23 protein-coding genes, 1 riboswitch and 1 other annotated feature are annotated in these 25,307 nt (G+C 43.7%); of the genes, 18 read left to right on the plus strand and 5 right to left on the minus strand.

What is annotated here, in order from left to right:
- Nucleotides 1-55: 55 nt before the first annotated feature.
- From ABWW58_RS01200 to ABWW58_RS01225, 6 genes are all read left to right on the plus strand, one after another.
- On the plus strand, nucleotides 56-532 hold the full coding sequence (locus tag ABWW58_RS01200) for a PTS sugar transporter subunit IIB (RefSeq protein ID WP_093672024.1): 477 nt from the start codon (nucleotides 56-58) through the stop codon (nucleotides 530-532).
- A gap of 59 nt (nucleotides 533-591) precedes the next feature.
- Nucleotides 592-1,389 (plus strand): PTS mannose/fructose/sorbose/N-acetylgalactosamine transporter subunit IIC, encoded by a 798-nt coding sequence (locus ABWW58_RS01205; protein WP_093672026.1) that lies wholly within the window; start codon nucleotides 592-594, stop codon nucleotides 1,387-1,389.
- Entirely contained in the window at nucleotides 1,382-2,200 is an 819-nt protein-coding gene (locus ABWW58_RS01210) for a PTS system mannose/fructose/sorbose family transporter subunit IID (RefSeq protein ID WP_353867467.1), read from the plus strand. The genes ABWW58_RS01205 and ABWW58_RS01210 overlap by 8 nt, the downstream gene beginning before the upstream one ends.
- Nucleotides 2,201-2,255: 55 nt before the next feature.
- Entirely contained in the window at nucleotides 2,256-2,669 is a 414-nt protein-coding gene (locus ABWW58_RS01215) for a PTS sugar transporter subunit IIA (RefSeq protein WP_353867468.1), read from the plus strand.
- A 10-nt stretch (nucleotides 2,670-2,679) separates the two neighbouring features.
- Nucleotides 2,680-4,359 carry a glycoside hydrolase family 13 protein gene (locus ABWW58_RS01220; protein WP_093672032.1) on the plus strand — a complete coding sequence of 560 codons (1,680 nt, stop codon included), beginning with the start codon at nucleotides 2,680-2,682 and terminating at the stop codon, nucleotides 4,357-4,359.
- Nucleotides 4,360-4,509: 150 nt separating this feature from the next.
- Nucleotides 4,510-5,268 (plus strand): MurR/RpiR family transcriptional regulator, encoded by a 759-nt coding sequence (locus ABWW58_RS01225; RefSeq protein ID WP_353867469.1) that lies wholly within the window; start codon nucleotides 4,510-4,512, stop codon nucleotides 5,266-5,268.
- 277 nt (nucleotides 5,269-5,545) lie between these two features.
- Here ABWW58_RS01225 and sspI read toward each other — a convergent pair whose 3' ends face one another.
- On the minus strand, nucleotides 5,546-5,749 hold the full coding sequence (gene sspI / locus ABWW58_RS01230) for a small acid-soluble spore protein SspI (protein ID WP_093672036.1): 204 nt from the start codon (nucleotides 5,747-5,749) through the stop codon (nucleotides 5,546-5,548).
- Nucleotides 5,750-5,861: 112 nt separating this feature from the next.
- Between sspI and ABWW58_RS01235 the strand changes: the two genes are divergently transcribed.
- From ABWW58_RS01235 to pheT, 3 genes are all read left to right on the plus strand, one after another.
- Entirely contained in the window at nucleotides 5,862-6,620 is a 759-nt protein-coding gene (locus ABWW58_RS01235) for a TrmH family RNA methyltransferase (RefSeq protein ID WP_093672125.1), read from the plus strand.
- A gap of 80 nt (nucleotides 6,621-6,700) precedes the next feature.
- Nucleotides 6,701-6,934, plus strand: a binding site (T-box leader).
- Nucleotides 6,935-7,007: 73 nt separating this feature from the next.
- Nucleotides 7,008-8,045, plus strand: coding sequence for a phenylalanine--tRNA ligase subunit alpha (pheS, locus tag ABWW58_RS01240; RefSeq protein WP_093672038.1), 1,038 nt, complete (start codon nucleotides 7,008-7,010; stop codon nucleotides 8,043-8,045).
- Between the two features lie 15 nt (nucleotides 8,046-8,060).
- Entirely contained in the window at nucleotides 8,061-10,478 is a 2,418-nt protein-coding gene (pheT, locus tag ABWW58_RS01245) for a phenylalanine--tRNA ligase subunit beta (protein ID WP_093672040.1), read from the plus strand.
- Between the two features lie 519 nt (nucleotides 10,479-10,997).
- Here pheT and ABWW58_RS01250 read toward each other — a convergent pair.
- The 3 genes from ABWW58_RS01250 to ABWW58_RS01260 all read right to left on the minus strand — a co-directional run bounded on the left by ABWW58_RS01250 (nucleotide 10,998) and on the right by ABWW58_RS01260 (nucleotide 12,488).
- The gene (locus ABWW58_RS01250; RefSeq protein WP_342742015.1) at nucleotides 10,998-11,405 is read right to left on the minus strand and encodes a M23 family metallopeptidase; all 408 of its coding nucleotides are present in this window, start codon (nucleotides 11,403-11,405) and stop codon (nucleotides 10,998-11,000) included.
- 71 nt (nucleotides 11,406-11,476) lie between these two features.
- Nucleotides 11,477-11,782 carry a hypothetical protein gene (locus ABWW58_RS01255; protein ID WP_218143233.1) on the minus strand — a complete coding sequence of 102 codons (306 nt, stop codon included), beginning with the start codon at nucleotides 11,780-11,782 and terminating at the stop codon, nucleotides 11,477-11,479.
- A gap of 79 nt (nucleotides 11,783-11,861) precedes the next feature.
- Complete coding sequence (locus tag ABWW58_RS01260; RefSeq protein ID WP_093672042.1) at nucleotides 11,862-12,488, minus strand: TetR/AcrR family transcriptional regulator; 627 nt, start codon at nucleotides 12,486-12,488, stop codon at nucleotides 11,862-11,864.
- A 378-nt stretch (nucleotides 12,489-12,866) separates the two neighbouring features.
- On the opposite strand from ABWW58_RS01260, the gene ABWW58_RS01265 reads away from it, so the two are divergent.
- The 9 genes from ABWW58_RS01265 to ABWW58_RS01305 all read left to right on the plus strand — a co-directional run bounded on the left by ABWW58_RS01265 (nucleotide 12,867) and on the right by ABWW58_RS01305 (nucleotide 24,529).
- Nucleotides 12,867-13,418: a CvpA family protein gene (locus ABWW58_RS01265; protein WP_353867470.1), complete on the plus strand. Its 552-nt coding sequence runs from the start codon at nucleotides 12,867-12,869 to the stop codon at nucleotides 13,416-13,418.
- A gap of 48 nt (nucleotides 13,419-13,466) precedes the next feature.
- The gene (polX, locus tag ABWW58_RS01270; RefSeq protein ID WP_353867471.1) at nucleotides 13,467-15,185 is read left to right on the plus strand and encodes a DNA polymerase/3'-5' exonuclease PolX; all 1,719 of its coding nucleotides are present in this window, start codon (nucleotides 13,467-13,469) and stop codon (nucleotides 15,183-15,185) included.
- A 36-nt stretch (nucleotides 15,186-15,221) separates the two neighbouring features.
- On the plus strand, nucleotides 15,222-17,573 hold the full coding sequence (locus ABWW58_RS01275; protein WP_353867472.1) for an endonuclease MutS2: 2,352 nt from the start codon (nucleotides 15,222-15,224) through the stop codon (nucleotides 17,571-17,573).
- A gap of 95 nt (nucleotides 17,574-17,668) precedes the next feature.
- On the plus strand, nucleotides 17,669-17,986 hold the full coding sequence (trxA, locus tag ABWW58_RS01280) for a thioredoxin (protein ID WP_010027600.1): 318 nt from the start codon (nucleotides 17,669-17,671) through the stop codon (nucleotides 17,984-17,986).
- Between the two features lie 504 nt (nucleotides 17,987-18,490).
- Complete coding sequence (locus ABWW58_RS01285; protein ID WP_353867473.1) at nucleotides 18,491-19,339, plus strand: Rpn/YhgA-type helix-turn-helix domain-containing protein; 849 nt, start codon at nucleotides 18,491-18,493, stop codon at nucleotides 19,337-19,339.
- 253 nt (nucleotides 19,340-19,592) lie between these two features.
- A complete protein-coding gene (locus ABWW58_RS01290) occupies nucleotides 19,593-19,868 on the plus strand; it encodes a helix-turn-helix domain-containing protein (RefSeq protein WP_353867474.1) in 276 nt (91 codons plus the stop codon).
- A 77-nt stretch (nucleotides 19,869-19,945) separates the two neighbouring features.
- On the plus strand, nucleotides 19,946-20,905 hold the full coding sequence (locus ABWW58_RS01295; protein ID WP_353867475.1) for an AEC family transporter: 960 nt from the start codon (nucleotides 19,946-19,948) through the stop codon (nucleotides 20,903-20,905).
- 157 nt (nucleotides 20,906-21,062) lie between these two features.
- Complete coding sequence (uvrC, locus tag ABWW58_RS01300) at nucleotides 21,063-22,844, plus strand: excinuclease ABC subunit UvrC (RefSeq protein WP_353867476.1); 1,782 nt, start codon at nucleotides 21,063-21,065, stop codon at nucleotides 22,842-22,844.
- A gap of 61 nt (nucleotides 22,845-22,905) precedes the next feature.
- Nucleotides 22,906-23,120, plus strand: a riboswitch (Lysine riboswitch).
- 176 nt (nucleotides 23,121-23,296) lie between these two features.
- Nucleotides 23,297-24,529 (plus strand): aspartate kinase, encoded by a 1,233-nt coding sequence (locus tag ABWW58_RS01305; RefSeq protein WP_353867477.1) that lies wholly within the window; start codon nucleotides 23,297-23,299, stop codon nucleotides 24,527-24,529.
- A 146-nt stretch (nucleotides 24,530-24,675) separates the two neighbouring features.
- On the opposite strand, the gene ABWW58_RS01310 is transcribed toward ABWW58_RS01305, so the two are convergent.
- Nucleotides 24,676-25,143: a YslB family protein gene (locus ABWW58_RS01310; RefSeq protein WP_353867478.1), complete on the minus strand. Its 468-nt coding sequence runs from the start codon at nucleotides 25,141-25,143 to the stop codon at nucleotides 24,676-24,678.
- Between the last annotated feature and the right edge of the window lie 164 nt (nucleotides 25,144-25,307).

Consider the following 25,307-nt stretch of genomic DNA (forward strand, 5'->3'; position numbering starts at 1 on the left):
TGATAATCTCTATTTATCAAAAAAGAAAACGCATCCAATTAAGGAGGATTTAATAATGGGATTAGTCTTAGCACGAATTGATCAGCGCTTGATTCACGGAATTGTCGTGACACAATGGGCAGCACATACAAAAGCAAAGCGGCTGATGGTCGTTGATGATGAGGTAAGTAAAGATGAAGTTCAAAAAGCGGCTATGCGTATGAGTAAACCCGCAGGAACAGGGATGTCGATCATTGATACGAAGACAGCAATTGCCAATTTCAATGCTGGAAAATATGACAGCCATAATGTTTTTTTAGTTGTCCGTGAGCCTGAAACTTTGTTAGCGCTTGCCGCAGGAGGCGTTCATATTCCGAAGATTAACGTCGGCATCATTTTTGACGGTGAAGGTAAAAAAACGCTGAAAAAGATGGTTTCCGTCAGTGAAAAAGAAGTTTCGGACTTAAAAGCTTTAAAAGAAAAAGGCATTCCGGTTACCTTCCACTTTGTCCCTGGAGAACCGGAAGAACCGCTGGAAACCTATATTAAATGATTCAGTCGTTGTCAAAATACTTTTTAGAAATGAAATAAGACTGGGAAGAGGAAAAAGAGATGGAAATTATTCAAGGAATACTCATCATAGCACTTGCCTTCTGGATGGTCCTTGACCAACAAGGATTTGTCATTACAACATGGTTCCCAGCCATTATCGGGATGATTGCAGGTATTATTATGGGCGATGTGCCCACAGCGATGATTATAGCGGGAACCTTTCAGCTAATGGCTCTCGGGGTAGCCAACATTGGCGGTTCGTCCGTGCCAAACTACGGACTCGCGACACTTGTAGGCATTTATGTTGCGATTCGTACAACCCACGATGTTTCACATGCAAAAGCAATTGCACTGGCAGTGGGTGTGCCTGTTGGTATGTTAGGCATTCAACTCGATGTTTTAGGAAAATTGTTGAATTCATATGTCTCACATGCAGCTCAAAAAGCGTTAAATCAAGGGAAGTTCAAGAAAATGGAACGTATTTTTTGGCTAGGGCCGCTAATCTTTGGTTTAACGACGGCGCTGCCAACCGCACTGTGTGTGTTGTTTGGCGATAAGCTTGTTCGGCTGATTCTCGATTTTGTACCTAAATGGTTTACCGATGGATTATCCATTGCCGGATCGATGCTGCCGGTTGTCGGTATTGCACTATTACTGCAATTCATGCCTGTTAAAAAATACTTAACCATGCTCTTAATCGGCTTTGTCGTTTCTGCGTATTTTAAATTACCCATCTTGGGCATTGCAATCTTAGGCTTTGCTTTTGCTTATTACTACTTCACGCAAAATATTAAAAAAGCACCGGCAACGGCTGGAGCTACAGAGGCAATAAGTGAAGGAGATGACTTTGATGAATAACGAAGAAAAGACAAACGAGTCCGTAACGAAAAAGGATATTCGAAAAGCAGCCATTCGCTATATGTTCATGGCATGCAATACATTTAACTATGAAAATCAGCAAGGTCCTGCAGTTGTCTATGGATTGAGCAAAGTTCTGCGCAAAGTCTATAAAAAAGATGAAGATTATAAGGCATCATTAAATAACCATTTTAACTATTTCAATACCACAACATGGATGGCCAATTTGCTTTTGGGTGCCTCTGTCGCGATGGAAGAAAAGGATGGTATTAAATCAAAAGATGCCGTTCAAGCATTCAAAACGGGGATGATGGGTCCATTGGCTGGGGTTGGTGATACGCTGGTTTGGGTTCTTTATCCGACGATTATGGGATCAATTGCCGGGTACATGGGACTGCAAGGTAACCCGACCGGCGCGATCATTTGGTTGCTCTTGAATGTGTTTTTCTTCTTCTTTCGTGTGAAATTATTCGATATAGGCCATACTTCCGGATTGAAGCTCATCACGGCTCTTGGCGACAAGCTGAATGTATTTACTGAGGCAGCGTCAATCATGGGCTTAACGGTCATTGGTGCCCTGATTCCATCTGTCGTGAAAATGACGATTCCAATTGAGTTTAAAACCGGAAAAGTGTCCTTACCGATTCAGGCCGATATCCTAGATAAAATTATGCCGGCGTTGCTTCCAGCAATACTAACGTTTGTTGTCTATAAATTGATTGCTTCGAAGAAGTTTAGCGTGACACAAATTATCTTTATGGTAATTGGCCTAGCGTTGGTTTGCTCATTCTTTGGTATTTTAGGTGTTTAAAGATTGTGGGTGAGGCAACTTGTCTCACCCTATTTTAAAGAAAGGAACGACTCATATGCGAAAATTTATTATTGCCAGTCATCATAAGATGGCGGAAGGGGTCAAGGATACCCTTAACTATATAACCGGTGGTCAGGGCAACATTTACGCGCTTTCAGCCTATCTGAAAAACATACCGATCCAGGAAGAAATTGAAGAACTAGTTAAAGAAATAAAAGAAGAAGACGAAGTCGTGATTTTTACTGATTTACTTGGCGGATCGGTCAACCAGGCTTTCTCCCGATATATTAATCGCCCGCATGTTCATGTAATTACGGGGATGAATTTACCGGTGATTATGTCTTTGGTCTTGAATCCTGAACCAGGCTATCTGACTGCAGATCAAATCCACACGGCTCTAAATGAAGCGAAGGAACAGCTTGTTTATGTGAATGATCTTGTGACCAATATGTCTGAAGATGATGAGTAAGGAGGACCCCATGGAAAAAAATTGGTGGAAGAAAAGCGTCGTGTATCAGGTATATCCGCAAAGCTTCAAAGATACAACGGGAAGCGGAATGGGGGACTTGAATGGAATTATCGAAAAACTTCCTTATTTAGCCGATTTAGGCATTGATGTCATCTGGCTGAATCCCATTTATCAATCACCGTTGGTGGATAATGGATACGACATTTCGGATTACTTTAAAATCAATCCTGAATATGGAACGATTGACGATTTTAAGCAACTTTTGAAGGAAGCACATCGTCTAGGGATCAGGATCATCATGGACTTGGTGGTCAATCACACGAGCGATCAGCATGAATGGTTTAAAAAATCATGCGCGTCGCGTGAGAACGCATACGCTGATTTTTATATTTGGAAAGATCCGAAAGCAGATGGAAGTCCGCCAACGAACTGGGGATCTACCTTTGGCGGTCCTGCTTGGACGTATGTGGAAAGTCGCGGTCAATATTATCTCCATTTGTTTGCGAAAGAACAACCTGATTTAAACTGGGAGAATCCCAAGGTTCGTGAAACGATTTATGACATGATGAAATTCTGGTTTGAACTGGGCATTGATGGCTTCCGAATGGATGTCATCAGTTTAATTAGTAAACGTCAGGATTGGCCGGATGCACCGAACGATGCGGTCTACACTAAGTCCTATTATATTGGCGCATCAAATGGACCGCGTGTCCACGAATTTCTCCATGAAATGAATCAAAAAGTATTGAGCCAGTACAACGTGATGACCGTGGGTGAAACAGCCAACACGAACAGTGACCAAGCGATTTTATATACGGACCCGAAACGCGAAGAACTAAATATGGTCTTTCATTTTGACCATATGCATCTGGACTATGGACCTTATGGAAAGTTTTCAGATGTTCGATTCAAAATGAGCGATTTACGAGACGTGATGACGGAATGGCAAAGCAAGCTGGAGGGCCGGGGATGGAACTCGCTTTATTGGAGCAATCATGACCAGCCGCGTGCCGTCACGCGTTTTGGTAACGACACCAAATACCGCGTGGAATCAGCGAAAATGCTGGGGACACTTCTTCATATGATGAAAGGGACACCGTATATTTATCAAGGGGAGGAGCTTGGCATGCGTAATGTTCGCTTCGATTCCCTTGATCGCTATAAGGACATTGAAACCATTGGTGTAAAGAATGATTTTGAAGCCAAAGGGCTTCCAGAGTCCTACATACAAAAATCGATCTTTTTGAAGTCCAGAGATAACGCCCGTACACCGATGCCCTGGAACGGAAGGGAAAAATCCGGATTTACGACCGGGACACCGTGGATCAATTTCAGCCCAGATAATGAGACCATTAACGTAGAAAACTGTCTTGAAGATAAGGACTCTGTTTACTATCACTATAAGGCACTTATTCGTCTTCGCAAGGAGTTGCCGATTGTGGTGGATGGAACGTATGAACTCATTAATCCTACCGATTCTGATGTCTATGGGTATATGCGCAGACTGGAAAGGCAGAAGCTGGTGGTGATTTGTTCCTTTTCAGAGCATAAGGTGAACTATTTGTTACCTGAAGAGTTAAAAAGAGATGCAGGAAAATTACTGCTCTCGAATTATCAGGATACAAAAAAAGAACTCGGCAACTTAGAACTTCGTCCGTATGAAGCGGTTATCTATCTTATTGAAGCATAAGCGATAAACAGGGCCAGTAAGAACATTTTTTCTTGCTGGTCTTTTTTTGCGGTATACTGAGGAGGAATGATATGGAAGTCCCAAGCAGCTGGATTAATAGAGACGTAATTAAATTCAATAAGGATAAATCAAAAATTAAGGCGGAGTCATATGGATTTTGAGTTAAGTGTAAAGATGAATTATGATCAATTGACTGATTCTGAAAAAGAAATGGTCAGATTTATGATGAATCGACCACAAGATGTGATCAATATGACAATTGTTGAATTGGGCAAAGCCATGCTTAGTTCCAAAAGCTCCGTGCTTCGCTTGGCACAAAAGCTGGGCTACCATGGATTTTCAGAGTTAAAATATGTTATTCGCGAATCGATGACGGTCTCTACCCTGGAGCCCTCAGATTTAACTCAATTATTAAAACAGGATTTGGATCGAACGTTTCGCTATGCGGATCAAACAAATTTCCAGCCGTTTTTACAAAAAATAAAAGGTGCGCGCATGGTCTTTTTGTATGCGACCGGATTTTCCCAGAATAACTTTACGAAGGAATTCTCAAAGGATTTGATGCTTGCAAATCGGGCAAACATGGTGATTTCCGGAGAGTCCAATTTGTCGATGAGCAGTTCTGTCTTGACAGAAGAGGACTTGATTGTATTCACTTCATTTAGCGGCGAAACACCAGGTATAAAGGATGTCGTTCGCATACTTAAAATGAAGAACATACCCATTGCAACGGTCACAAGATTCGGCAGCAACTTTTTGAGTGAACATGCTGACTATTCATTTTTCTTTGAAGCCACACCACTGCCCAGTCGTCGTTATAAGCAATCTGTTCATTCACTTATTGGTCTGGAAGTGATCCTCGACGTGATTGCCAGAAAATATCGCGAGTTTATACTTTTTGATGAATAACTAAGAGATGAGCAAGCTTTTAATCATGGCAGCAATGCTGATCCAAAATTGCTACAAGTCGAGCCAAATAACTCGAATTCCATGATTGCAGGCAAAATTCCTTATGCTAATGTAAACGTTTGAAAAAAAATTGAAGGTAGTTCGGTGCTGGTAAGATGATATTGCTTTATACGCTCATTTGCTTTTTACTGCCCGTTTTGAATAAAGCATGTAGAAATCGTTGTAAATATAAATGAAATCGGAAGCTGCGTGCTCCCGATTTTCACGTGATATGTCGTTAAATTCCTTGCTCCAGACGGGTCAGCATCTGATCACGGAACGTGTTGTCCGATTTGTTCCAAAGTACTTCGAAAATGACGCCGAGTCCCGGCAGCATTTTTTCCTGACCATCCTGAATTGCGTCAACGACGGTGTCTTGAAGCTGCTGTTTGTTATTGCCGGATAAATTATGCAGAACGGCACGCCGAATATCCAAATCCATAAATTCGCAAATCCCCTTTCTTTGAAGCATTTAGTGTCGGTGATATGGTATAGTATGGGTAATAAACAGACAAATATGTACCGATCTTAAAGGGGCTATTATAGTGCGGCGAATGGTGTCATTACAAAATGAAAAAGTTAAACTATGGAAGAAATTAAAAATAAGAAAATGGCGGGACCGAGAACAAAAATATTTACTTGAAGGTCCGCATCTCGTCCAAGAAGCGATTTTTTCTGCAAAAGAACAGATCAACACGATTCTAATTGATGAAGCGTTCCATCTCCCTGCGGATTGGCCGCTTGAATCTATTGAAGTTTTCCAGGTGACGCACAAAATTTTTACTGAACTGTCTCAAACAGAAACGCCGCAAGGAATTATCGCGGTCTGTGATATGAGTCAATCCGCGGTCACATTACGGCCGGGACGCTATTTACTCGTTGACGGTGTTCAGGATCCGGGCAATCTGGGGACGTTGATCCGGACTGCAGATGCGTTTGGTCTTGACGCCATCTATCTTGGCGATGGCTGTGTTGACGGCTACAACGCGAAGACACTTCGTTCCGCTCAGGGATCGCATTTCCATCTACCGGTTATTCACAAAAATCTATTCAGTCTCGCTGATGAGATGAAAGAACAAGACATTCCCCTATATGGTTCCTCACTGCAAGGCGATGAACTGCATAAAGTTAAAGTAAATGGTTCTTATTACGGACTGGTTGTTGGAAATGAAGGTAACGGAGCTTCACCCGAGTTACTTGCGCAGATGGATCAGCAAGTAAAGATTCCGATGGCCGGACATGCGGAATCGCTGAATGTCGCGGTCGCATCAGGTATTTTGCTGTATTGGCTGGAGTCTGGGGGACTTGCATAACAGTATGAAATTGCCTATACTAGGTAAAGACTTGAATGACTGATTGGATTCATTGGTGTATTCGATGAACCAAAATGAATGAAAAAACTGTGATGGAGAGTAGTAATTCGGCATCATCAATCAGGGAGAGCATGTCGTCGACTGAAAGCATGCTTATGATCGAACCGAACGAATTCACTTCTGAGTTGCCATTTGAATGCCGGCGCGAATGCCGGTTCTAGAATGAGCCGGCATTCGCCGTTAAACGATTTTTGAGTGGGCAGTCTGCGAGCAGGCTGTCAAACAGGGTGGTACCGCGACGCTTCGTCCCTTTTTAGGGGCGGAGCCTTTTTGTTTTCAGCGGATGTTCAAAAAGTCTGGGAAAAAATAATGAAGGGATGAAGACAGATGTTAAAGGAGAAATTGCTTGAACTGCGCGCTCAGGCGCTTGAAAATATCGGCTCTGCCGAAGGATTAAAAGCACTTCAAGATGCGCATATTCGTTTCCTTGGCAAGAAAGGTCCGATTACGGAAGTATTGAAGGGTATGGGCAAGCTCTCAAGCGAGGAGCGTCCGGTAGTGGGACAACTGGCAAATGAAGTACGTAAACTCATTGCCGCAAGGATTGAAGAGAAGAGAGCGGAACTTGAAGCGAAACTGATTGAAAAGAAGCTTGAATCGGAAAAGATTGATGTGACACTCCCGGGCAGAAAGATAGCAACGGGCAGCAGTCATCTGCTTGGCTCAATTATTCGAGAAGTTGAGGATCTGTTCATTGGGCTCGGATTTTCTATTGAAGAAGGGCCTGAGGTTGAGCAGGATTATTATAACTTTGAAGCGCTGAACTTGCCGAAAGATCATCCGGCACGTGACATGCAGGATTCATTCTATATTACCGATGAACTCTTAATGCGTACCCACACATCACCCGTTCAGGCACATACTTTGGAAAAACACAAAGGTGTCGGTCCGGTTAAAGTTATCTGCCCAGGAAAAGTTTATCGACGTGATAATGACGACGCCACACACTCACATCAATTTATGCAAATAGAAGGATTGTATGTTGATCACAATGTGCGGTTAAGTGATTTGAAAGGCGTCCTGACGGTATTTGCAAAGCATATGTTTGGTGCGGATCGTGAAATCCGTCTCCGCCCAAGCTTCTTCCCATTTACCGAACCGTCGGTAGAAATGGATATTTCCTGCTTCAGGTGCGGCGGTCATGGCTGCAATGTCTGCAAAGGTACCGGCTGGATCGAGATTCTTGGTGCCGGCATGGTGCATCCGAACGTATTGCGCATGTCCGGTTTTGATCCGAACGAGTATACCGGCTTCGCGTTTGGCATGGGACCGGAACGAATCGCGATGCTGAAATATGGTATTGAAGACATTCGCCATTTCTACACAGATGATATTCGTTTCTTGAAACAATTTAATCGGGCGTAAGGAGGAGAATTGACCATGTTGGTTTCCTATAAATGGTTGCAAGAGTATGTAGATTTAAGCGGCGTTACGCCGGAAAAGTTAGCAGATAAAATTACAAATGCCGGGATTGAAGTGGAGCATATTGATTATCCCGGAGCAGGATTAAAAGGGATTGTTGTCGGCGAGGTAGAATCCTGTGAGCAACATCCCGAAGCGGAAAAATTGCATCTTTGTCAGGTGAACCTAGGTACGGAATCCGTTCAAATCGTATGTGGCGCGCCCAATGTCGCCGCCGGTCAGAAAGTGCCGGTTGCAACGGTCGGCGCAAGAATCGCCGATAATGTAAAAATCAAGCGCGCAAAGCTGCGCGGCGAGATTTCAAACGGCATGATCTGCTCACTCGACGAACTCGGTTTCGATCATAATTATGTACCTAAGGAATACGCAGACGGTATTTATGTTTTTGATAATGATGTGCCGGTCGGCGCGGACGCGCTTCCCTACTTGAACCTTGATGACGCGATTCTTGATTTGGATATCCTTGTGAGCAGTGCGCATTGTATGAACATGATCGGTGTTGCTTATGAAGTGGCCGCGATTCTGGATCAAAAGGTTCAATTGAAAAAGCCTGTAGTTGATGAAACGGATCAGATTGCAAGCGACAAAATCAGTATTTCTGTTGAAGCGACGGATAAAGTGCCTTATTATGGTGCGCGCATGTTGACGGGGATTAAGGTTGCCCCATCTCCACGTTGGATGCAGCTGCGCTTGATCGCGGCAGGTGTACGTCCAATCAGTAATGTGGTCGACATTTCGAATTATGTCATGCTTGAATATGGTCAGCCGCTGCATACTTTTGATTATGATCAATTCGGTTCGGATCACGTGTTGGTTCGTCATGCCGGCGAGAATGAAGAAGTGACGACGCTTGACGGCCAGCTGCGGAAACTAACTTCTGAGGATCTTCTGATTACCAATGGTAAAAAAGGTGTAGCCGTAGCGGGTGTCATGGGTGGAGAAAATACGGAAGTCTCAAGTACAACAGAAAATGTCTTGCTTGAGGCGGCTGTCTTCGATCCAATCTCGATCCGCAAGACGGCAGCCAGACTCCAACTGCGTTCGGATGCGAGCAGTCGTTATGAGAAAGGGCTTGACCGCAATCGTGTCGGACTTGCTGCCGACCGTGCCGCAGAACTGCTCACTCAATTTGCTCATGCAACCGTGCTAAAAGGCATTGTCGAAGCTGGTGAACGAACAGTTCCTGAACACAAGATTACGATGCCATGGCAAAAAATTAATCAGGTTCTAGGTTCTGAACTGACACGCGAGCAGATCGTCGGTACATTAAGACGGTTGAACTTCACGGTAGAAGTGGCAGATGAACTCATGCATGTATCTGTTCCTGCACGGCGATTTGATGTGACCATTCCTGAAGATCTCGTTGAAGAGGTTGGGCGGATTTATGGATACAATCACATTCCGGCGACGCTGCCTGAGGGCTCTTCAACGCACGCAGGGCTTACGCCTTATCAGAAAATTCGACGCAAAGTGGAACGCTTGATGGAAAGCACCGGTTTAAGCCAAGTGTATACGTATTCCTTAACGTCAAAAGAGAGCGCCTCGTCCTATGTGATTCATGATCAAGAAATTGAGCCGACGCAAGTGGTTTGGCCAATGAGTGAAGAGCACGCGGCGCTCCGCCAAAGCATTGTTCCTCAACTCGTAAATGTTGTCAACTATCATTCAAATCGTCAGATGCCGGATGTTAAATTCTATGAAATCGGTAAAGTATTTCTCCCGGTAAAAGGTGAACCAAGACCGGCTGAGGAAGAACATTTAGCAGGCATCATTACAGGAAAACGAACCGAACGTAATTGGGAAGGCGAATCGGCAGGGGTAGACTTTTTCTCAATTAAAGGAATTGTTGAAACGCTGTTTGATTCCTTAGCCGTTGCTGATCAAATAGAGTATCGTCCGTCAAAGCGTGACGGATTACATCCGGGGCAAACAGCGGATATTTTACGCGATGGTAAGGTGATTGGCTATCTTGGCGCTCTTCACCCGAAGGTTCAGAACGACAACGGATTAAATGCAACATTTGTATTTGAAGTTGCGGTTGAATCGCTCCTCCGTCATGGTAAAACGGCCATTGACTATCACTTCTTGCCGCGTTTCCCTTCAACGACCCGAGACATTGCCCTTGTTGTTAAACGCACAGTGTCGGCGTCGGATCTGGATCGCGTGATTCGCGAGAACGGGACGTCATTGTTGAAATCAGTGAGACTTTTCGATGTCTACGAAGGTAGTCATGTTGCCGAAGACGAGAAGTCCATGGCCTTTTCGCTCGTCTATTTTGATCCCGAGCGGACGTTGACCGATGACGAAGTGAACGCGGTTCACGAAAAAATCGTTCACGCATGTGCCGAACAATTAGGCGCGGAGCTAAGAGGATAATTCAGAAAAAATACATCTGAGGCCAATGTGATTCGTCACATTGGCCTTTTTTTTTACAAGTTCGACGATAAGGTCGTAGGATTCGGTTGGGTGACCAGGTAGGTAAGTGCCTAATCTGAAAAATAAGCGGAAAAATTCCGCTTATTTAGATAATGAAGGAAAAAATCGCTTGAATAGACGGAAAAATTCCGCTTATTGAATCGAAAAACGTGAAAATGGAGGTTTTTTCTGTGTATAAGCGGATAAATTACCCTTATTTACCTGTGAAACAAGCGCCCTGATGCAAATAACCGGAAAATCTCCGCTTATTTTACTCCGCGATTCTGTATTAAGGACCAAGTGGATTTATGAAACAGAAATGTCGCTCATTAATTGAAATTGACCCGCATTATTTAACGAATGAAAACAGGTGACAACACGCAAATATACTTTATGGACATTATGTCATTATTCAATGTGTTTGTTGATAGGTTCTTATTGCCTGCGATCTGTCGAAAAGCACCAGATGTATACCCGATATCACTTCAAAAATCGTATACGATCTTTTGCAGCAGGAATTTTATTCGTTATTTTTTCCCAGTTAGACCCGTTATATTTTTCGTATTGTTCGAAAACAAAAGGAATTCCGTTAGCTTTTTCAATATCAGCAGAATCCATCAAATGAAAATGCAAATGTGGTTCTGTAGAATTTCCTGAATGTCCAACTTTTCCTATTAGTTGTCCTTTTTGAACTTTTTCTCCTGCCTTAATCACAATAGAGTTTTTTTGGAGATGACAAAATACTGCATAGATTCCTTCTTTTTTCTTTAATAATACATAGTTGCCTCCGATTGATTCAAACCCATCTCGTTCAGAATCGAAGAAGAGGGAATTGTGGATTGCCAAAGGCTGGTCATGAAGCCAAGAAGCCTTCTCCCCATCTAGCACACTATTCTCAACAGTAACAACCTCTCCCGAAAAAGGAGCATAGACAGGTTTTCCAAAACAATAATAGCTTTCTAAAGGAATACCTTTGAGAAAATAGTCTGAGTTTTTTTATCATGAGTGGGGTGCTTTGCATTATCCCAGTTTACCTGAATAAAATCAAACGCATACCGTAACCCAAAACGATTGGTTCCATGGCTGGGAATACGGTCTGCTGGACTAACTTCAGTAACCCATTCTCCACGTAGCGGAAATTCAATGATAGTTACCTCTCTATCCATTATTTCGCCTTCTTTCTGAACTGATTTTTCTGGACTAATGTTTGTGAAAAAAGCTCCAATAAATAGCAAAATAAATAGTATGCTTAATTTTTTTATCATGCCTATGCATCCTGCCACCCTCCTTAACCTGATTAAAAAGATCACTCATTCATAGTTGAAATTACGTTCATATAAAGGATTAGTTCTGATAAAAAATTGATTCAAGGTCATTAATATATTCATTGAGTAACTTACTAGTTTTTATATAGTTAATACTGCTATACTCAGTATTCCTAATAGTTTCTAAAATTTGATTTGTAAAGCCAACATTAGACCAGTAAATAATTTGCTTGCATTTTTCTATATCTAAATTTGCTCTAAACCTTGCTTCACTTATCGAGTCGAAGATAGATGGATAACATGTAGTGTTTTGTATACTATGTCTTTTTGTTAGCTCATTATTTATTTCATTAGAACTAGTGGTCGATGAAAGTTTACTAAAATCAAGTATCCACGGATATTTTTTTAGTAGCTTAATTTGAAGAGCGTAAGACTGGCGGAGTCTAGTAAAGATATCTGTTTCATCATAATTGATTAGCTGATAATATTCTCTGTTAAGCAATTCTGCGAAATAGTCATATACGAATAGAAAAAGCTCATGTTTGCTACTTACATAATGAAACATCAAAGGTTTTGAAATTCCAGCTGCTTTTGCAATTTTATTTGTTGAAGCATCGTCAAATCCTTTTAATGAAAACTCTTTAAGCGCGGCATTTAAAATGGCATCACGTCGTTCACTAGTTAAATCCTGTAACCTTGTGTTCATTTAATTCTCCTCAATGTAAATTGACCTATTAGGTTAATGCTAGCGTAAAGTGTTTTACCTTATTGGTCAATATCATCTGCGACCGTATCTTGTTGATGCGAGTAACAGGAGTGTATTCAACTCTCAGCATGAGTTAAGTTCCAAGAGTGCCCGCTTTTTCTAGGGCATACAATTGAGCCAAACTTTTATTGCGAAGAACGGATGATCAATGATGTCGACTGGGTTGCCCCAAAACTTATCAGCACAAGCTAAATCATATTTTTCATCTGCCTGAGTTTCTGATATGATTAATACAAAAAGCGGCATGTTTCGCTATGTTCTATGAGGGCGACAACGAATCTTTATCATATGTAAAAAAAGAAAGTTGGGATAGATGTTATGCTTCTCACGTTCATTTTACTGATCGTACTTGCTTCGGGATTTTTTACTGGTTTCAGGCGTGGCCTGATTTTGCAACTGGTGCATCTGGCAGGTTTTGTCATCGCCTATATTGTTGCGATGATCTACTTTAAGCCGCTCGCCGGCACGTTGAAATTCTGGATTCCTTTTCCTACCTCCGCATCGCAAAGCGATATGTTTCAGTTTCTAGGAAATATGGATTTACAGACCGCGTACTATCGTGCGATCGCGTTCGTCATCTTATTTATCGCCACGAAAATTATCTTGAACATCTTAGGATCAATGCTCAATTTCTTGGCGGAACTCCCTATATTGCGGTCTGTGAACCATTTAGGTGGAGCGCTTCTTGGATTCGTTGAAGTCTATCTCATCGCCTTCTTCCTGCTGTATGCCGGATCGCTGACACCGCTAGGCGAGATACAATCAGCGATTGATAATTCGTCGCTCGCTCAATCAATGATTTCACACACTCCGTATTTTTCTGCGCTGTTAAAAGAGATATGGGTCGCGTTTGCGGTATGGATGGGGTAATCGCAAGATGTTATGTCTATTTTGCTCGATTTTAAAAGGTGAAGACTTGTGAATAAAAAACAGATTATTAATCAATTGGATACAATTGCGCTTTATCTAGAAATAAAAGGTGAGAACTCATTTAAAGTTGCCGCTTATCATCGCGCAGGGCTGGCCTTAGAAAATGATCCACGATCGATGGCCGGTATTGACGATTTAAGCAAAATTAAAGGGATCGGAAAATCAACAGCTCAGGTCATTGAGGAATTAATGACTCGCGGAGAATCAAGTGTTCTTGCGGCCCTTGAAAAAGAAATCCCTTATGGATTGCTCGATCTGCTTCGCCTGCCCGGACTTGGCGGCAAGAAGATTGGAAAACTATATCGTGAACTCGGTGTCACTAGCCTTGATTCCTTGCGGGATGTATGTGAACATGGGAAGGTTCATGCACTTGCAGGGTTTGGGAAGAAAACCGAAGAACATCTGCTGCAAGCATTGAACGATCAGCAGCAGCGGCCGATCGTGTTGCCGATTCCTTATATGCTTGATCTTTCGGAAAAGATCGCGCGCGTCTTGAAGTCGATGGAATCCATCAGCCGATTTTCTCATGCGGGCAGCCTCAGACGTGCGAAAGAGAAGATGAAGGATCTGGATTTTGTTATTGAAACGACTGATCCTGAGAACGTCTCAGAAGCACTGCTTGAGAAATTACCGATTCATGAGATCGTTGGCAAAGGGGACGCCAAAATGACCGTCCTGCTTGATGATCCTAATCGGGTTTCTGTTGATTTTCGATTTGCCACGGTAGATTTCTATGCCTCGATGCTGCTGCATTTCACTGGTTCGAAGGAACATAATGCCCAACTGCGCCGACTGGCGAAGGAACGCAATGAGAAAATCAGCGAATATGGCGTCGAGATGGAAGACGGCACCATGCGCACATTCACTACTGAAGCGGAATTTTACCGCTATTTTGGTCTGAATTTTATACCTCCGCAGGCACGCGAGGGGAAGGATGAGTTAGACCGAGCGAAAGACGGGCCGCTTAACTTGATTCAGTTTTCCGACATTAAAGGCGACTTGCATATGCACTCAACATGGAGTGATGGATCGCATACAATCGCAGAAATGGCAGAAGCAATGCACGCGAAAGGTTATGCGTATGCTTGCCTGACTGATCACTCCCGCTCACTTCGGGTTGCAAACGGATTGAGCACGGAACGTTTGCTTGAACAAATTGATGAAGCAGCGAAAATTGATGATCAATACGACGATTTTACGCTGTTTTCCGGCATAGAGATGGATATTTTGCCTGATGGATCATTAGATTATCCTGACGAAGTATTAAGCAGGTTGGACTTTGTAATTGCTTCCATTCACTCATCATTTTCCCAAGATCAGAAACAGATCATGAAGCGCTTGGAAAATGCTTGCCGCAATCCCTATGTACGCTTGATCGCGCATCCAACCGGGCGCATGCTTGGCAAACGGAAGGGTTACGCCGTTGATGTAAACCGTCTCATTCAAATCGCAGCGGAAACAGGAACAGCGCTCGAACTGAACGCTAGCCGATTTCGACTTGATTTGTCTTCGGAGTGGTTGGGAAAGGTTCAGGATGCGGGCGTGAAGATCGCGATTGATACAGACAGCCATTCATTGAAGATGATGGACGACATGAAACTAGGCGTAGCGACAGCAATCCGCGCAGGTATAAAGCCGGAGAATGTGATTAATACATGGCCGACAGATCGGCTCAAGCAATTTTTCAATCAAAAGAAAAAATTTTAATCGATACGTATCCTCAAATAGAGGGAGATGTCATTGTTGAACAAACATGCACTGCGCATTCTTGAATATGAGAAAATTAAACAACAATTAATGCATTATACAGCTTCGTCTTTGGGTAAGAGCCGGATCGCAGACCTAACGCCATCTGGTGATCTGGATGAAGTGAAGCGGATGCAGGGAGAGACCGAGGAAGGCGCTACGGTGCTTCGTCTGAAAGGATCAATTCCGTTTGGCGGGATTACCGACGTTCGTTCGGCTTTGAAGCGTTCAAAGATCGGCGGAATTCTTCAGGCGAAGGAATTAATCGACATCGCCGATACAATCCGCGGCGCGCGCTTGATGAAAAGTTTTATCACAGATTTGGTTGAAGACCGCGCGCTTGATCTTCCAATCCTGATGGAGTTGGTTACAGCAATTGACCCGCCGGGAAGCTTGGAACGGAAAATCCGCAGTGCGATCGATGACCAAGGCGGTGTTATGGACTCAGCTAGTCCGGCATTGCGCCATATTCGTGGGCAAATCAGAACCTGTGACAGCCGAGTGAAGCAGAAGCTGGAGAACATTGTCAGATCGAACGCCAAGATGCTGTCTGAACAGATCATCACAATTCGTAACGATCGTCAAGTTATTCCGGTGAAACAGGAATACCGAGGATCATTTGGCGGCATTGTTCATGATCAGTCAGCCTCGGGCGCGACACTATTTATTGAACCGCAAGCCATTGTGGATCTGAACAATCAGTTAAGTGAAGCGCGAGCTAAAGAACGCCATGAAATTGAACGGATCTTGCGCCTCCTGTCTGAGGAAACAGCGGAATACGCTGAATCGATGCTTGAAAATGTTGAGGCACTGGCACAGCTTGACTTTATCTTTGCGAAGGCTGCCTATGGACATCAGATGAAGGCGACACGCCCCAAATTAAATGCCCAAGGTTTGATTCGTTTGAAGAAGGCACGCCATCCGCTGATTGACCGCGAACGTGTTGTACCGATTAATGTTGTGTTTGATGAGCATACACATGCGCTGATCATCACAGGACCGAACACCGGTGGCAAAACCGTTTCGCTGAAAACGATCGGTCTGCTCACACTTATGACCCAATCCGGTTTGCAGATTCCGGTGGATGAGGATTCAGAGGCAAGCGTTTTTCACGAGGTGTTTGCAGATATTGGTGATGAACAGTCGATTGAACAAAGTCTTAGTACCTTTTCCTCACATATGACGAATATTGTTGAAATTCTGAAACACCTTGATTTTAACAGCCTCGTTCTTTTTGACGAACTTGGTGCCGGAACCGATCCGCAGGAAGGCGCGGCGCTGTCAATGTCGATTCTTGATGCGGTTTATGGAAAAGGAGCAACGATCGTCTGTACAACGCATTACAGTGAATTAAAAGCCTACGCTTACGAACGGCCGGGTGTAATGAATGCGAGCGTGGAATTCGATGTTGCAACCTTGAGTCCAACCTATCGACTGCTGCTTGGCGTTCCCGGCCGAAGCAATGCCTTTGAAATTTCGCAAAAATTAGGCTTGCCGGCCGATATTATAGACGGAGCGCGTCTTCAAATCAGCACAGAGACCAATCAAGTCGACAAAATGATCGCTTCACTGGAAAAGAATCAGAAGGCTGCTGAGATGGAGGAAGAAAAAGCGCGCGAGCTGAAGCTTCAGGTTGAAGCGAAGGAAGCGGACTTATCCAAGAAATTAAGCGAACTGGAACGGTCGAAAGAAGACATTCTGAAAAAGGCGCGTGATAAGGCGGAGCGCGCGCTCAAGGATGCTCGGCGTGAGGCAGAGGAAATTATTGATGAGCTGCGCCATTTCAAGAGGAATGGTCAGGTTAAGGATCACCAATTGATCGATGCGAAAACCAAACTCACACACGCGCTTGACGCGCTCGAACAGACGGATTCTGCTAATAAAGCGAAGCCTGCTCAAGAGACAGGCTCCGGATTCCATCCGGGAGACACAGTGAAGATCCTCAGCTTCGGTCAGGATGGGTACATCGTCAGCAAGATCAGCAATCAGGAATATCTGGTTCAAGCCGGCATTTTAAAAATGAATGTCAAGGCGAGTGATTTGAAGAAAGTTAAAGAAAAAAAGAAAGTCAAACCGGTTGTGAACGTGCGTACATCGGGGCAAACCGTGCGTCCGGAATTGGACTTGCGCGGTGAGCGTTATGAAGACGCGATGCTTAAGGTCGAGAAGTATTTGGACGAGGCCTTGCTCGCCGGTTACGCGCGCGTCTCCATTATTCATGGGAAAGGAACCGGCGCGCTTAGAAAAGGCGTGACTCAATTGATTGATCGTCATCCACGTGTGAAAGCGTCACGATTAGGTGCACAAGGCGAGGGCGGAAGCGGCGTGACCGTCGTTGAATTCAAGTGACGCGGGCGCCAAGCTGAATAATGGCATCTGCTTCTTGCACATGCTATACTTTGTGACATAGAGCATTTTGAACTTTTTGAGGAGGTTTTTCAGTAATGGCAATTAGTCAGGTAAATGATGCAAATTTTACGGATGAAACGTCAAAAGGACTCGTACTTGCTGATTTTTGGGCAACATGGTGCGGACCATGCAAAATGATGGCTCCAGTTCTTGAAGAAGTTGATTCCGAATTAGCGGATAATCTTAAAATTGTTAAGTTGGATGTTGATGAAAATCAAGCTACTGCGAGCAAGTACGGAGTTATGAGCATCCCAACGATGTTCTTGTTCAAAGATGGCGAAGTGGTCGACAAAGTTGTTGGTTTCCAGCCGAAAGAAGCATTGGCTGAACGTATCAAGCAGCATATCGGCTGACAGCTAAGCAATTGAATTAAGTAATTCACCGAAACCGGGACGTATCGCTCACATGCGACAACGCCCGGTTTTTTTTATTGTCTAGGGAATTATCTGAATTTTAGTTAACTCGTTTTAGAACTTCTGGAGAAACGGAACCTGGCTACACAAAGCAGCGGAATCCTCAACAACCACTTTGGTTGATTCAGGTAAACCGCATCTCAAGCAGGTGAACGAATAACTTGGCAGATGATTGAAAACTTCATCAGTTAAGCGGCAGCAACTGTAACAGGTGAATTGATCGCGGGTCGCCTTTATGAATGGTTCGAGTGCAGTGCCTATGCTCGATAGAAGACGAAACCGATACTGAATCTTCGGTCATACACATCAACTGTCCAAAATAATTGACGCATTTTATTTCAATATAAGGTATACTAATAGCCAACACGACCGTTTGTTCTCTTCTCGATTCGTTCCACACATTCCTTTCGCATGACCGAAACATACCTCGCAAGGAGGCTTCCTATGTCTATAGACCACGACCGACGCTTTAAAGTCCTGCTGCACGAGTTTTTTGATGAATTTCTCGAAGCCTTCTTCCCAAAAATTTACCAGGCGCTTGATCTTTCCGAGAAAAAATTTCTTTCCGAGGAACTGTTCGCAGATATGATCGAAGGCGACAAAAAACGGGCAGATGTTATCGCGGAAACGAAGCTGAAATCAAAAAAAGACGTCATTCTGATTGTCCATCTTGAAGCACAGAATTATTACCAAGAAGATTTTTCTGAACGGATGTATATCTATTACAGCATGATCTATCTGAAATTTCGAAAACCTGTTTTACCAATCGCCATTTTCAGTTATGATGGAGTTAGAGATGAATCGGACGAATTTGTGGTGAAAGTGCCTCATCTAATGATTGTTAGCGAGTTCCATTTTTTGAAACTCGAACTTTCCAGAATGAACTGGCGAAAATTTATGAACAGCAATAATCCGGCCGCCGCCGCGCTGATGAGCAGGATGAACTACTCGAAAAGGGAACGTGTACAAGTACGACTCGCTTTTATTAGGCAAATGATCCACATGCATCTTGGAGAAGCGCGTGAGAGCATGATCAATGGATTTTTCGAGACCTATCTTCAATTAGAAAAGGAAGAGGTGGATCAATTGATGGACCAAGCGAAAAAACTCCCAGACGAAATTCGAGAAGAAGTGCTCAAGTGGCCCAATTCCTTTTATGATCGCGGAAAGAAAGAGGGAATTGAACAGGTTGCCCGGAAGCTGCTGCAAAAAGGAATGAGTCATGCTGAAATCAGTGAATTGACCGGATTGAGCGAAGCAGCGATTAAATCGATGGCAGGCGCCGTTGAATGAGCTGAATTATAGAGTTCACCCAATGAATGATCACCTGTCATATTTGCTAGTACAGGGAAAGATGAATCCTCGTGTTTCAAGAATCGTTTTGGAGCACGAGGGTCATTTTTTTATTAGGAGACCAGCCTGAGAAAACTCGGCAATTCATTGCCGAGATGTATCAGCGTCTAGGTCTCCGTTCTTTGTTTAGTAACTATTTAAATCGTTGATAAAAAAGTGAATGCACGTTCTGTAATTAGGCTATGGTGAACCCATGACCTTAAAAGAACTCAAAGTAAGCATCTATCCAAACGAAAAACAGAATGTAATGATTCACTTGAACTTTGGCTATAATCGTTTTGTTTGGAATCAAATGCTGAGCATGCTGATCGAACGGTACCCTAACACTCCCCAAGTCTCATTTTTAAACGCCTATGCCTTAAATCTTTTGCTTCGCGCATTGAAGAACGAAGTTCCTTGGTTAAAAAATGCAGAAAGTACAAACCTTCAAGCCACCAATCATGATTTAATGGCAGTCAAGTTTTTCTAAAATAGTTGTTGACTATGACTCTAGCAAAGATGTATGCTCATTGGTACAAGAAAAAAACGACAATGAGTAGACGCATCATGTCAGTCATGGAGGCACTTGGAGTGGGCACCTTTTTTCAAGGAATTCAAGGGATTCTAGTAATTATTGTAATGATCAGCGTGGGCTATGGTTTGACTCATCTCGGCTGGTTTGATAAAAAGGCAAGTAAATTAATCGCCAAATTGGTGACACAAATTGCGCTTCCTGCTTATATGATTAGTACAATTACCAATCATTTTACAAGTAAGGAATTAATTGAATTGCTGCCGAATCTGCGTTTTCCGATTCTGTCGATGCTGATTTTATTCGCCATCTCTTTTTGGGCAGTTAAGATCTTTTCTGTTCAGAAAAATCATAGTGGATTGTTTAAATCAATGTTTTGCAACTCGAATACGGTTTTCATTGGTCTGCCGGTCAATCTGGCGCTGTTCGGCGAGCAGAGCCTGCCCTATGTACTTGTGTTTTATATGGCCAATACAACTTTCTTTTGGACGTTGGGTGTCTATCTGATCCAACGAGATGGAAACTATTTGAGCAAAATAAGTCTGAAACAAACACTTGGCAAAATATTTTCGCCGCCGCTCTTGGGGTTCATCGCAGGCGTCATTTTAGTTCTTCTGCATGTGAAGCTTCCTGCGTTTCTCATGTCCGATTTTAATTATATCGGCGGGCTCACCATTCCGTTATCAATGATCTTTATTGGTATCGCGATTCATCAGGCGGGTTTGAGCAAACTCCGTCTTAATAAAGACAACATAGGTGTCCTGATCGGCCGTTTTGTTGCGGCACCCGCAATCATGACCTTGCTTGTATTGCCGGCACCGATGCCCGCACTCATGAAGGAAGTATTTATCTTGCAATCAGCGATGCCGGTCATGACGAACGCCCCTGTCGTCTCGGAGTTGTATCATGCAGATTCGGACTATGCGGCTGTGATGGTGACTGAAACAACGCTCCTCAGCATGATTGAAATTCCCATTCTGATGACTATTTTTTAACAGAGAGTTCTAACCGGGACAGAGGCGTGCATTTTCCCGCCCACTGTCCTTTTTTGTTTTTGAATTCTAAAAGTTGAATGTTTCTCGCATCTCTTAGATAATAAATAAAGAATGTGTTTATGAACTTATGTACACCTATTAAAGGATGATTCATAGAATGGTCAGTCAGAAAATAAAAGAAAAGCTCAGCTTGCTTCCAAAACAGCCGGGCTGTTATCAAATGAAGAATGCACAGGGAGAAATTATTTATGTCGGCAAAGCGAAGAATCTGTTCAACCGCGTGCATTCCTATTTCAGTGGTTCGCATGACGCGAAAACGCAGCGGCTTGTTGCAGATATTGCGGATTTTGAATATATCGTCGTTTCTTCAGAAATTGAATCGTTACTTTTGGAAATTAATTTGATTAAGAAATATGAGCCTAGATACAATATCATGCTTAAGGATGATAAGAGTTATCCGTTCATCAAGCTGACGTCTGAGAAATATCCGCGCCTGATCATTACGAGAAAGGTGAACCGTAAGAGCGGCAAATATTTTGGTCCCTACCCGAACGTGACTGCGGCGAATGAGACGAAGCGGCTCCTTGATCATCTCTATCCTTTACGAAAATGCCGCACCTTGCCGAATCGCGTATGCCTTTACTATCATATCGGGCAGTGTCTGGCGCCGTGCGTCAACGAAATTCCGAAAGAAACCTACGAGTCGATGTCGGAGGATATCACCCGTTTTCTGAATGGCGGCTATCAAGATGTGAAAAAACGCTTGAAAGAGGAGATGCTTGAAGCCTCAGATCAACTTAATTTTGAAAAGGCTAAGGAACTGCGTGATCAGATCAGCAACATTGAGACGATCATGGAAAAACAAAAAATTATTTTTAATGATCTCGATAATCGAGATGTCTTTGGTTATGCCTTTGATAAAGGCTGGATGTGTGTTCAGGTGTTCTTTATGCGCCAAGGAAAATTAATCGAACGGAAAGTCTCTCATTTTCCTTTTTATCAGGAACCGGAGGAAGACTTTCTGACTTTTATCGGCCAGTTCTACAGTCACCAGAATCACATCAAACCTAAAGAAGTGCTTATTCCAAATTCTGTCGACCAGAATCTGATCGAACAGATGCTGGAAACCGATGTCATTCAGCCTCAGCGTGGACGAAAGAAAGATCTAGTTGAGATGGCGGTGAAGAATGCGCGTATCGCACTCAAAGAAAAATTCGCTCTGATTGAGCGCGACGAGAAGCGAACCGTCGGCGCTGTCGAACAGCTTGGCGAAGCTCTGGACATGCCGGCACCACGCAGAATTGAAACCTTTGACAACTCGAACATTCAAGGTGCCGATCCGGTATCGGCGATGGTTGTCTTTGAAGACGGCCGTCCAAAGAAAAGCGATTATCGAAAATATCGTGTCAAAACGGTGAACGGACCCGATGATTACGCGACGATGCGAGAGGTTGTGCGCAGACGCTATACAAGGGTTCTCAAGGAAGGAAAACCGCTCCCTGATTTAATTTTAATTGACGGGGGTAAAGGGCAGCTGTCCGCGGCGATTGATGTGCTGGAAAATGAGTTCGGACTCTATGTTCCGGTCTGCGGTCTTGTGAAGGATGACAAACACCGGACATCTCAGCTTGTGATTGGTGAGCCGCCGCAGATTGTTCCGCTTGCGAGAAACAGCCAAGCCTTCTACCTGCTTCAGCGTATCCAAGATGAAGTGCATCGGTTCGCGATCACATTCCATCGACAAGTCAGAGACAAGTCAATGATTCACTCATTGTTAGACGATGTGCCTGGCGTTGGCGAGCAGCGGAAGCGAATGCTGCTGCGCAAATTTGGTTCGATTAAGAAGATACGTGAGGCGAGCAGTGAAGAACTTCGGGAGGCGGGATTGCCCAAAAAAGTTGCCGAATCCATGAGAAATTATTTGGACAATTCCCGATGAAGGGTATTGTTTCAATTCTTTAGGTTTGTTATAATTTCCATAACTTAATTTTTCAAATAACTGAAGTGATAGAGGAGCAGTCTTCATAAGTATGGCGCGCGAGAAAGATGAATTTCATTGACCGCGACAGAAAGGGAATCCTGCCGAAGCCGGAACAGCTTCATCACCGTTCCGTGCTGGATCTGCATTGAATAAATGCAGAGCTGTCACACTTTAAGGAGTTTATAAAGGCATTGAGCCTTATGAAATCTTTAAGTGTGGAGAACTATCTCAGCATTGTTGAAATAGATTGACTGTTCAACAGCGGGGATTTCTCGCTGTTCTTTTTGTCACTGACGTGAACGAATTATAAGGAGCACGCTCTTATCACAGAGATCCCGCGGCTTCATTAAAGAGGATCCGGAGAGAGTAAGCACATATATGCCGGTCATAGTTTAAAGGAGCGAGTGAAGTTGTCTTTAACGGTAATGAAGTTTGGCGGAACATCGGTAGCGTCAGTTGAACGGTTGCAGAAGGTAGCGGATAAAGTCATTAAGAAAAAAGAGGCTGGGAACCAAGTGATTGTGGTTGTTTCCGCAATGGGGAAAACAACGGATGCACTTGTTTCGATGGCTGGTGAGATTTCGAGCAGACCGTCTAAACGGGAAATGGATGTGCTCTTATCCACAGGCGAGCAGGTAACGATCGCTTTGCTTTCCATGGTTTTGGTTGAACGTGGATATGACGCTGTTTCATTCACCGGCTGGCAAGCCGGTATCAAAACGGAAGCAGTTCACGAAAACGCGCGGATCGCGTCAATTGACACCTCATTAATCCGGCCGCAGTTGAAAAAGGGTTCGATTGTCATCGTCGCAGGATTTCAAGGTGTGACTGAAGACAGTGAGATTACAACACTGGGCAGAGGCGGATCCGATACATCCGCCGTGGCGATCGCTGCAGCATTCGGTGCGCGGCGATGCGAAATCTACACGGATGTGACCGGTGTCTTTACTACAGATCCGCGCTACGTGAACAAGGCGCGAAAACTGCAGGAAATCAGTTATGATGAAATGCTTGAATTGGCTTATCTTGGAGCGGGCGTACTCCATCCGCGTGCGGTTGAGTATGCGAAGAACAGTCATCTCGAACTCGTGGTGTGCTCTTCGTTTTCCGACGAAGAGGGCACGGTAATTAAGGAGGAAGTGTCAATGGAGAAGACTAAGTCGGTCAGAGGACTCGCATTTGAGAAAAATGTGACGAAGGTGACGCTGCTCGGACTTCCAAATAGTGTGGAGGCGGTATCGCGCGTATTCGACGCGATTGCGGCGAAGCATATAAATATCGACGTTATCGTTCAGAACGTGCTCGATGAAGCGAGAACGAGCCTGTCGTTCACTGTTGATCACGATGTCTTAAATGAAACACTGGATGTACTCCGTGAACAGGAGAAAGAACTGGAATACCATCAGATGATCTTTGAGTCGGAACTTGCAAAGGTTTCAATTGTCGGATCAGGAATGGCATCTAATCCCGGTGTTGCTGCCCAGATGTTTCACGCCCTGGCAGCAAGAGACATTAAAGTTAAAATGATCAGTACTTCTGAAATTAAAGTGTCAACGATTATTGACGAGAGCAAGCTTATTGAAGCGCTCGATACGCTCCATGAAACTTTTCATTTGGCAGAAGAAGAATCGGTAAGCTTGTAAGGTTAAAGGAAAAAATAGGAACAACAAAAAGCAGGCATATCGCCTGCTTTTTGTGTGTCTTAATTTGAGTGTATAAAGAAAAACAACACACTAAGTTTCGTCTTCCCCGGGCTATTGTCATATTCGGATGCATGCAGAGAGAAAAGTTAGTTTTCCACTCCTACATGGTCTTTTGCGTCCCATTTTATAAGAAAAACGACTTTCTTTTGGCGGCCGGTTTTGATTTCCATATACGTTTCCGCAACGCATCCGATCTGATGCTGTATCTGCTCCGCGATAAACCCGGATTCTAATGAAAAACTGCCTGATTCAGGAAAATCATTGATCCGTGCTTCAACAAGCGGAGAACTGCATTCAAAAATCGTTTTATTTTTTGCCTTATTAACTAGTTCCAAAGTTCCCCATCCTGCCCGATTGAAAAAATCGATAATCTGTTGTTCGTTATCGAGAGGATATTGGCGCGCCAATTTTCGTCCCGACCAATAAAGGATCGATGCTGTTTCCTTGCCAAGAAGCTCAGGAATCAGTAAATTTCTTATTAATTCATAACCGAAAGCCGGTACGGTCGCGTCTCCGTAGTGTTCCGGCTGCGGACAGGTTGCGTTTCTCGTCATCTTCTATCCCTCCACTGACTATTATAACTTTCTTTTCCTCGTTTCACTATAATGAGATGGATTGAGCGCGTTTTATTTTCCAAACGGTTGCTCCAGTTTTTTCGCTGATTGGCAATGTCACATTTCTTCGGTAAAATGAATTGAGTCGATATAAATTATTTATC

It is taken from the genome of Sporolactobacillus caesalpiniae (genome assembly GCF_040513385.1).
In the GTDB taxonomy this organism is placed as follows: domain Bacteria; phylum Bacillota; class Bacilli; order Bacillales; family Sporolactobacillaceae; genus Sporolactobacillus.